This is a genomic window from Pseudomonas sp. SR18 (genome assembly GCF_023701505.1).
GTDB lineage: Bacteria > Pseudomonadota > Gammaproteobacteria > Pseudomonadales > Pseudomonadaceae > Aquipseudomonas > Aquipseudomonas cyclaminis.
This window is the reverse complement of the sequence record NZ_JAMQAU010000028.1, coordinates 22,421-28,940: the sequence shown is the minus strand read 5'-3', so window position 1 is coordinate 28,940 and position 6,520 is coordinate 22,421. Positions and strand designations below refer to the sequence as shown.

Annotated in this window: 6 protein-coding genes and 1 pseudogene; 3 read left to right on the top strand and 4 right to left on the bottom strand. The window is 59.9% G+C overall.

Translation table 11 applies throughout. The features are described 5' to 3' along the window. Nucleotides 1–129 precede the first annotated feature (129 nt). Nucleotides 130–996 carry a pirin family protein gene (locus NDJ82_RS26965; RefSeq protein ID WP_099586735.1) on the bottom strand — a complete coding sequence of 289 codons (867 nt, stop codon included), beginning with the start codon at nucleotides 994–996 and terminating at the stop codon, nucleotides 130–132. 64 nt (nucleotides 997–1,060) lie between these two features. Continuing rightward, nucleotides 1,061–1,477, bottom strand: a complete 417-nt coding sequence (locus tag NDJ82_RS26960; RefSeq protein ID WP_099586734.1) for an OsmC family protein — start codon at nucleotides 1,475–1,477, stop codon at nucleotides 1,061–1,063. A 139-nt stretch (nucleotides 1,478–1,616) separates the two neighbouring features. Here NDJ82_RS26960 and NDJ82_RS26955 point away from each other — a divergent pair, with 139 nt between their 5' ends. From NDJ82_RS26955 to NDJ82_RS27820, 3 genes and pseudogenes are all read left to right on the top strand, one after another. Beyond that, nucleotides 1,617–2,639 (top strand): amidohydrolase family protein, encoded by a 1,023-nt coding sequence (locus tag NDJ82_RS26955; protein ID WP_112194329.1) that lies wholly within the window; start codon nucleotides 1,617–1,619, stop codon nucleotides 2,637–2,639. Then, nucleotides 2,623–3,507, top strand: a pseudogene (locus tag NDJ82_RS27825) (MCP four helix bundle domain-containing protein); the annotation flags it as partial. The gene NDJ82_RS26955 and the pseudogene NDJ82_RS27825, both read left to right, overlap by 17 nt. Then, nucleotides 3,499–4,362 (top strand): methyl-accepting chemotaxis protein, encoded by an 864-nt coding sequence (locus tag NDJ82_RS27820; RefSeq protein ID WP_371926547.1) that lies wholly within the window; start codon nucleotides 3,499–3,501, stop codon nucleotides 4,360–4,362. The pseudogene NDJ82_RS27825 and the gene NDJ82_RS27820, both read left to right, overlap by 9 nt. A gap of 244 nt (nucleotides 4,363–4,606) precedes the next feature. Here NDJ82_RS27820 and fabB read toward each other — a convergent pair whose 3' ends face one another. Beyond that, nucleotides 4,607–5,827 (bottom strand): beta-ketoacyl-ACP synthase I, encoded by a 1,221-nt coding sequence (gene fabB, locus NDJ82_RS26945; protein WP_012723103.1) that lies wholly within the window; start codon nucleotides 5,825–5,827, stop codon nucleotides 4,607–4,609. A gap of 11 nt (nucleotides 5,828–5,838) precedes the next feature. Continuing rightward, on the bottom strand, nucleotides 5,839–6,354 hold the full coding sequence (gene fabA / locus NDJ82_RS26940) for a 3-hydroxyacyl-[acyl-carrier-protein] dehydratase FabA (RefSeq protein WP_010211704.1): 516 nt from the start codon (nucleotides 6,352–6,354) through the stop codon (nucleotides 5,839–5,841). Nucleotides 6,355–6,520: the final 166 nt, after the last annotated feature.

Genomic DNA, 6,520 nt, shown 5'->3' with positions numbered 1-6,520 from the left:
TGGCGGCCTTGAGCTTGAACTCACTCGAATAAGATTTACGCATATCCAAACACCTCAAATTTGGGCGCTATCATAGCGCCCGAATGAAGTGTCCAAAATCATTAGGCCAGTTCAGCTTGCCCCCGATAGCTATCTCACCGGCAACTCGATTCTTTCAGTTTCACCCGGTACCGTCGGCCAATCCCCAGCCGCCCAACGCTGCCGCGCCTGTTCAATCCTCAAAGGATCACTCGCCACAAAATTCCAATTGATCCGCCGTGGCCCATCCAACGGTGCACCGCCGAATACCATCAGGTGGCAATCGGACTCGGCAAAGAGCGTCATCTCCTGCCCGATCGGCAATACCACCAAGCTATGCACGTCCAGCGCCTCACCGTCCAATTGTGCCTCGCCATCCAGCACATACACCGCCCGCTCCTCATGCTCGTCCGGGATCAGCAGGGTAGTGGCCGTCTGCATCTGCACCTCGGCATACAACGTGGGCGACAGCACCGGCACCGGTGATTTCAGGCAAAACCCAGTGCCGGCGATCAGGCGAATCTGCACGCCCAGATTGTCACTCACCGGCAAGCTCGCCGCTGCATGGTGGCTGTAATGGCCGGGCCCGGTCTCATGATCCTTGGGCGACGCCAGCCACACTTGCAGTCCATGCAGGCTGAAACCACTGGCTTTGAGCGCCTGAGGTGTGCGCTCCACGTGGGCAATCGCGCTACCGGCGGTCATCCAGCTGACATCGCCGGCTTCTACCACCTGATCGGAACCCAGGCTGTCTTTATGCTGCAGCGCGCCCTCGAACAGGTAGGTGAGCGTGGACAGGCCGATATGCGGATGTTGGCGGATATTCATGCCGCTGCCTGCTGCGTAGCGGGTGTGCAACATGTGGTCGAAGAACACAAATGGGCCGACGCTGCGGCATTCTCGCGAGGGCAATGGACGCAGGATTGGCTGGCCTTCGACATCCTCGGGGCGAGGGCGGATCACGGTGAGGGTGGTCATGGTGCGTCCCAGTCTGAGCGGGTTAGATGCTGCTGAGCATAACCCGCCCGACGCGAGGTTGCCGCTATTGGCTGAAGGCGCCTTCGGACAACTGGGTCTCGATGCTGATTTCAGCAGTGGTCATCAGCTTGTGCACCGGGCATTTGTCTGCCACGCGATGCAGCTCATCGCGCTGCGCGTCGGTGAGTACACCTTTGAGGGTCAACTTGACGTTGAGTTTGTATTTGCCCTTTTGCTCTTCGGCAGCGTCGTGGGTGACTTCCACGGTCACGCCGGTCAGCGGGATGTCTTTTTTCTGGGCGTAGAGCCTGACGGTCAAGGCCTTGCACGATGCGAGCGCCGCATCGAAGTAGTCGTGGGGGGAGGGCGCCGAGTCGTCGCCACCCAGGCTCTTGGGCAGGTCGGTAAACAACTCGTGGTTGTTGATGTTGACGCTGTGGCGGAAGTTTTCAGCGTTCAGTGTGTTCACGGTAACAGGCATGGCAAACCTCACAGGGTGGCAGGATGAAGGTCATGCAGTTATAGAGCATGCTGGCACTTCAGTGTTCCGCGTTTTTGCGCGATGAACCCCGGCACAGGGCGCAAGGTCTACCCGTATTGGCCCTTATCGAGGTTTTACCGTGCCCTGGAACCGCCTGAGTCTCGCCCTGTTGTTCGCCGCCACTAGCCTTGCCGTGCAGGCGCGCGACTATGCCTACAGCGATGCACACCTGCATTACGTGGATTTTTTCCAGGAAACGGCGGGCATGGATAAATTGCTCAAGACGATGGCCGAGAATCGCATCGAACATGTGATGATTTCCGGCATCCCCGTGGCGAAGAAATGGCACGAAGACGAGCCCAAGCGTCCGCGCTACTACGCCGGAGACGACGCCGATGCCTATTGGTACAGCGCCACTGACGTGATCGTCGCGGCGGCTGTAAACAAGCTTACCCCTGAACAGCGCCCGCATTTTCATCCGTTTCTGAGCGGTTTCAACCCCAACGACAAGAACTCGGCTGCCCATATCCAACGCATGCTCGATCTTGATCCAGGGCTGTGGCAGGGCATTGGTGAGGTGTTCACCCGTCACGATGACCTCACCGCGCTGACCTCCGGCGACACTCCGCGCGCCAATAACGAAGCGATGACGCGCATCTACCATCTGGCCGCCGAAAATGACCTGCCGGTGATGCTGCACTCGAACATCACCTCCAAGCGCGAGCGCAACCCGTTGTACCTGGCTGAGGTTGAAGAGCCGCTGCGTAATCATCCGCACACCCGCTTTATCTGGGCCCATGCCGGCACCAGCAAGGAGATTCACCGGCATCAGGTCCAGATGGACTTCTTGCTGCCCACATTGAGCCGCATGCTGGAGGCCTACCCCAACCTGTACATCGACCTGTCGTGGAGCATGCTCACGCCGTACTTGCTGGACGACGCGGGCAAGCCCAGGCCCGAGTGGGTAAAGCTGGTGGAGCGCTTCCCGGAGCGCTTCATGCTGGGCTCGGACGTGGTAGGGCGTTTCAACAAGTTGGGTAAGGAAATGCGCCGCTTTGATCCCTTCCTCGACGCGCTTCCTGAGGATGTAGCCCACAAGGTGGCGAAGGATAATTTCCTGGCGATCCTGCCCAAAACCACTCGCGATGGCGCTGCCCGTTGATATCGCGTTTTGGTCTTACGCAAACGCCCTGAGGCGCCGATACCTTTCAAAGCAGCCAGCTGCAAATGGATGCAGCGCATTTGGAAGGAACCAAGGCATGAGTATCAGAAGTTTGAATATCGCCCCCCGCGCCGGTTTGGGGTTTGGCGTGCTGGCATTGATGGTATTTGCGCTGGGCGGCTTTGCGCTGCTGCAGATGGGCAATATGCGCCAGCAGTCGGATCAGGTGGAGAATAACTGGTTGCCGAGCGTGATGGCGGTGGGAGAGATAAGCCAGGACGTGCTGCGCATTCGTGCGCTGACCTTGCGCTTGCTGGTCAGTCGCGATCCCCAGGCCGTGGCACAGAACGAGCAGAAAATCACCGAGACCAAAGCCGCCCTGAATAGCGCCGAACAGCTGTATGAAGCGTTGATCGTGCTGCCGGAGGAGCGTGTGTTGTTTGACCGCTTCAAGGGCGAGCAACAGCACTACCTACAGCGCCAGGAACAGGTCGTGATGCTGTCCAAGGCCAATCGGCTGGAAGACGCGATTCAGGTGGTCAACGGCGAGATGAACCAGTTTGCCGATCAAATGGCGCTGACCCTGCGCGCCCTGGGCAGTCTGAACAAGGCCAGTGCCAACGAGGCTGCGAAGCAGGCGCAGAACGTGTTCAGCCAGTCGCGAACCTGGGTCATCGCCATGGTTGCCCTGGCCACGCTGGTTACCATTGGCCTGGCGGTCTGGCTGACCCGCAGTATCGTGCTGCCGCTGGCGCAGTCGCTCCAGGTTGCCCAGAACGTCGCCAGCGGCGATCTGACTGGGGAGATCATCGTGAGTGGCAAGGACGAGCCCGCGCGCTTACAGCGGGCGCTCAAGGGCATGCAAGACACCTTGCGTGACACCATTCGGCGTATCTCCGAGTCATCGAACCAGCTTGCATCGGCTTCCGAGGAGCTCAGTTGCGTCACCGAGGACGCCACCCGTGGTTTGCACCAGCAAAGCCAGGAAATCGAACAGGCCGCCACGGCGGTCAACCAGATGACGGCGGCGGTGGAGGAGGTGGCAAGCAATGCGGTGGCTACGTCCCAGGCGTCCCGCGAGTCGGACCGTATCGCCCAGCAAGGGCGTGAGCAGGTGCAGCAAACCGTCGTGTCAATCGAGGCGCTGGCTATCGATGTGACCGACAACGTGACCCAGGTCGAAGACTTGGCGCAGAAGGTGTATGGCATCAGCAAGGTGCTGGACGTGATTCGCTCGATTGCCGAGCAGACCAATCTACTGGCGCTGAATGCCGCCATTGAGGCCGCGCGGGCAGGTGATGCGGGGCGCGGTTTTGCCGTAGTCGCCGATGAGGTGCGGGCGCTGGCTCATCGTACTCAGCAGTCGACCCAGGAAATCGAGCAGATGATCAGTGGGATTCAGCAGGGCACGGAGCAGGCCGTCAGCTCAATGCAGCAGAGCAATACCCGGGCGCGTTCCACCCTGGACATCGCCAAGTCGGCGGGGACAGCGTTGGAGGCGATTGCCTCGGCGTTCACGCTGATCAATGAGCGCAACCTGGTGATCGCCAGTGCGTCGGAACAGCAGGCGGCGGTGGCGCGTGAAGTGGATCGTAACTTGATGAATATCCGTGATCTGGCGCATCAGACGTCTGCCGGGGCTAACCAGACGAGTGCGGCGAGCCAGGAGTTGTCGCGGTTGGCGGTGGATTTGAATTCGATGGTGGCGCGGTTTTCGGTGTAGGGCTGGGGCCGCTTCGCAGCCCAGCGCGGGGCAAGCCCGCTCACCACAGAGTTATGTATAAGCCTTGGAGAGTTGTGTAGATACCTATGCCTATCGGAGGCAAGCGCTCTCCCATATTGCCCAAAGAATGCGCACGAGTGTGGGAGGGGGCTTGCCCCCGATGCAGGCGACTCGGTCTCATTCAGTTGCCCATAAAAAAGCCCCGAACCAGTCGGGGCTTTTTCAGTGGATCAAGCTACAGGTCTTACTTGCCCTGCCAGCGTTTCAGCACCAGGGTGGCGTTAGTGCCACCGAAGCCGAAGCTGTTGCTCATCACGGTGTCGATCTTGGCGTTTTCAACGGTCTTGGTCAGGATCGGCATATCGGCGACGACCGGGTCGATCTCGTCGATGTTGGCCGAGCCGGCCATGAAGTTGCCTTCCATCATCAGCAGGCAGTAGATCGCTTCGTGAACGCCGGCGGCGCCCAGGGAGTGACCCGACAGGCTCTTGGTGGAGCTGATGGCCGGGGCCTTGTCGCCGAATACCGCGCGCACGCCTTCCATTTCCTTGGCGTCGCCGACCGGAGTCGAGGTGCCGTGGGTGTTCAGGTAGTCGATTGGGGTATCAACGGTGGACATGGCCATCTGCATGCAACGGATGGCACCTTCGCCGCTTGGCGCAACCATGTCGTAGCCGTCGGATGTCGCGCCGTAGCCGACGATTTCCGCGTAGATCTTGGCGCCACGGGCCAGAGCGTGTTCCAGCTCCTCGACCACCACCATGCCGCCGCCGCCGGCGATGACGAAACCGTCACGCTTGGCGTCGTAGGCGCGGGAGGCTTTTTCCGGGGTTTCGTTGTACTGGGTGGACAGTGCGCCCATGGCGTCGAACAGGAACGACTGGCTCCAATGCTCTTCTTCACCGCCGCCGGCGAACACGATGTCCTGCTTGCCCAGCTGGATCTGCTCTACCGCAGTACCAATGCAGTGAGCACTGGTGGCGCAGGCCGAGGAGATCGAGTAGTTGACGCCCTTGATGGCGAACGGCGTGGCGAGGCAGGCCGAAACGGTGCTGCCCATGGTCCGCGTTACACGGTACGGGCCAACGCGCTTCACGCCTTTTTCGCGCAGGATGTCCAGCGCTTCCATCTGGTTCAGGGTGGATGCGCCGCCCGAACCGGCGATCAGGCCGGTGCGTACGTTCGATACCTGGTCTTCGCTCAGGCCGGAGTCGGCAATGGCGTCTTTCATGGCCAGGTAGGCGTAGGCGGCAGCGTGGCCGACGAAGCGATAGATCTTGCGATCGATCAGCTCTTCGAGGGGCAGGTCGATGGAGCCGGAAACCTGGCTACGCAGACCCATTTCGGCATATTCCGGGTTGAAGCGGATGCCAGGGCGACTTGCACGCAGGTTAGCGGTGACGGTCTCTTTGTCATTGCCCAGGCAAGAAACGATGCCCAGACCAGTGATAACGACGCGGCGCATGCGGATAACCCTTAAAAGTTGTCAGTGGAAGTGAATACGCCGACCCGAAGGCCTTCGGCAGTATAGATCTCGCGACCGTCGACGCTCACCGAACCATCGGCGATGGCCAGGTTCAGCTTGCCCTTGAGGACGCGCTTGATCTGAATGTTGTAGGTGACTTTCTTGGCGGTCGGCAGGACCTGGCCAAAGAATTTCACTTCGCCCGAACCCAGGGCACGGCCGCGGCCCGGCAAGCCTTGCCAGCCGAGGAAGAAACCGACCAGTTGCCACATGGCATCAAGGCCCAGGCAACCTGGCATTACAGGGTCACCTTCGAAATGGCAGGCGAAGAACCACAGGTCCGGGGTGATATCCAGCTCGGCGACCAATTCACCTTTGCCGTACTTGCCACCCTCTTCGCTGATATGGGTGATGCGATCCACCATCAGCATGTTCGGGGCGGGCAGTTGCGCGTTACCTGGGCCGAACAGCTCACCGCGACTGCAGCGCAGCAGGTCTTCCCGAGTAAAGGCGTTTTGTTTGGTCATGCGAGCTCCTCAATAATCCCATGCGGCAGGGTAGGGCAAATCTTCCCGAACCGAATGAAGCGTTCATGCCTCATGTCGGCAGCCTACACATAGACTATTGCGTTGTAGTGAAAGTCACAGCGTTAGGCACTGAATGTACACTTGTTCACTGAAATTTTAAACCGGG